This is a genomic window from Paraburkholderia sp. SECH4 (assembly GCF_030511745.1).
In the GTDB taxonomy this organism is placed as follows: domain Bacteria; phylum Pseudomonadota; class Gammaproteobacteria; order Burkholderiales; family Burkholderiaceae; genus Paraburkholderia; species Paraburkholderia madseniana.
Window position 1 is genome coordinate 1 of record NZ_JALOCP010000108.1, and the last position, 1,965, is coordinate 1,965.

Consider the following 1,965-nt stretch of genomic DNA (forward strand, 5'->3'; position numbering starts at 1 on the left):
CGGAAGTTCCCGCGATGAGATAGACAAGTTTCCTTTGTGATTCAAGCGTCTGGCCTGAATTCGGGGTTTGGTTTTCTGTCTACGGGCGGATCGCCTGGACGAGCGCAAGTGCGCGTTTGTGCCAGGGCTCGGGGTGAGTGGTGACCTCGAAAGTGGGCGCGTCGGGCCCGGCGTTTGGCGTGCGGCAGGTATTGCGCACGAGATTGGCGAGCTCGGCCATCAAGGTGGCGAAGCTGTGTGCTGGCGTGCCGTCGCTGAGGCAATGGGTAGCGGCCTTGTCCTGTGCCGACGCGGATCGCTGCGCTGGCGCCACGGGGTCGCGCGTCGCCTTGGCCTGCTGCTCGGTATCGGCGAACATCAGCTCGCGCCAGGCCTCACGTAGGTGCCACTCGACGTAGTAGGCCAGCATGCATAGGAAGATGTGTGCGCGCACCCGGTCGGCCGTGCGGTGGTGGATCGGGCGCACCTTCAGGTCGATGGTCTTGAGCGAGCGGAAGGCCTGTTCCACGTTGGCCAGCGACTTGTAGGTGCGCACGCACTCAGGTGCGTCCATCTGCGTGGCGGGCACTGAGGTGCGCACGATGTACACACCGTCCAGCGCCGCCTCGCTGGCGAGGCTGTCCTGCTTGCGCGCCCAGCTCAGGGCTGTGTCAGCGATGCTCAGATCGAAGTGCTTGGCCACCTTGTACTGGTTGATGATCTTGCCAACCCGCACGCCGATCGCGTCCTGCCCGCTGAGCTTGCCCGCGTCCACGCGTGCCTTGATCTTCTCGAGGTTGCGCTCGGTGGCCGCCAGCAGCGCCTCACGCTTGTGTGCGCGCAGCCTGGCCAGCGCCTCATTGCGGCACGCCACCAGGCGCTCGCCTGGGTAGTCAGGAGAACTGAGCTCTAGCAGATTGCGCTGATCGAACAGGTCCATCTGAAGCTGTCCCTGCTCGAGCAGCGCACGGATCGACGCGCTCTTGAGCGCGGTGATCCAGCCGATGCCGTCGGCCTCGCGCATCTCGTCAATGGCCTTCTGCGAGATCATCCCCCGATCACCGACCATGACCATACGCTCGACGCCGAAGTCCTCGCGTAACTTGTGTACCGCGGGCATGAAGGTACGGCTGTCGGCTGTATTGCCCTCGTGCACCGACACCGCCACCGGGCAGCCGCGCGCATCGGTAAGCAGGCCGTAGTTGACCTGCAGCAGACCCTTCTTGCCGTCGCGGTTGTAGCCGAGCTTGGCCAGCGGACAGGTGGTGCCCTCGAAGTAGCTCGACGACAAGTCGTAGAGCACCAGGCCGCCCTCGGACAGATGGCGCGAGGCCAGCTTCTTCTGGATCCTGTCCTGACGCGCGAGCAGCCAGTCCATGGCGGCGTACAGGTCGTCCTCATCGGCATCGGCCACGCCGAAGTCATCCGCCAGCGTCGTGGTGTGCCACCAGCGGGTGGTGGCGAGTTTCGTGTGGGGAGCCACGATGCGCGAGGCAATCATGGCCAGCACCTGTTCGCGCTCGCGACAGGGCTGGGAGGCAATCAACGAGGCGAGCCCCAGGCACTGCATTGCCGTGGCCACGGCCTGCACATGGCCGTGCGGGCGCGAGCGGGTGATCTCGAAGGCCTGCGCCACAGGCACGAAGGTCTCGCCCTGCAGCGAGCGACGGATGATCTCGATCAGCGGCTCGGGCAGGTGCGAGAGGTTGCCCAGCGTCTCGTTCTTGACGGTGCCGCCCTCGCGATAGCTGCGCCGCAGTAGGTGCGTGCGATAGACCTGCCCCTTGTACTTGCGGGTCGTGGTGACGACGTGGGCAGTTCCGGTTCGCGCTGGCATGCCCATGAATATAGCTGGAAATTCCAGAAAGTCAAATATTTTAGTGACTACAAATTTAATTAAAAAAAAGGCCGTTCGCCCGAGCAATTCGCTAGTCCCGACAGGCATTTGCCGCCATCAACGGACTACAAGTTGGGCGGAACTTCCGG

At 63.8% G+C, this 1,965-nt stretch carries 1 protein-coding gene; it reads right to left on the reverse strand.

Going from position 1 to position 1,965, the window contains the following annotated elements:
* Positions 1-79: 79 nt before the first annotated feature.
* Positions 80-1,822: an IS1634 family transposase gene (locus tag M0D67_RS41925; RefSeq protein ID WP_266243662.1), complete on the reverse strand. Its 1,743-nt coding sequence runs from the start codon at positions 1,820-1,822 to the stop codon at positions 80-82.
* Positions 1,823-1,965 lie beyond the last annotated feature (143 nt).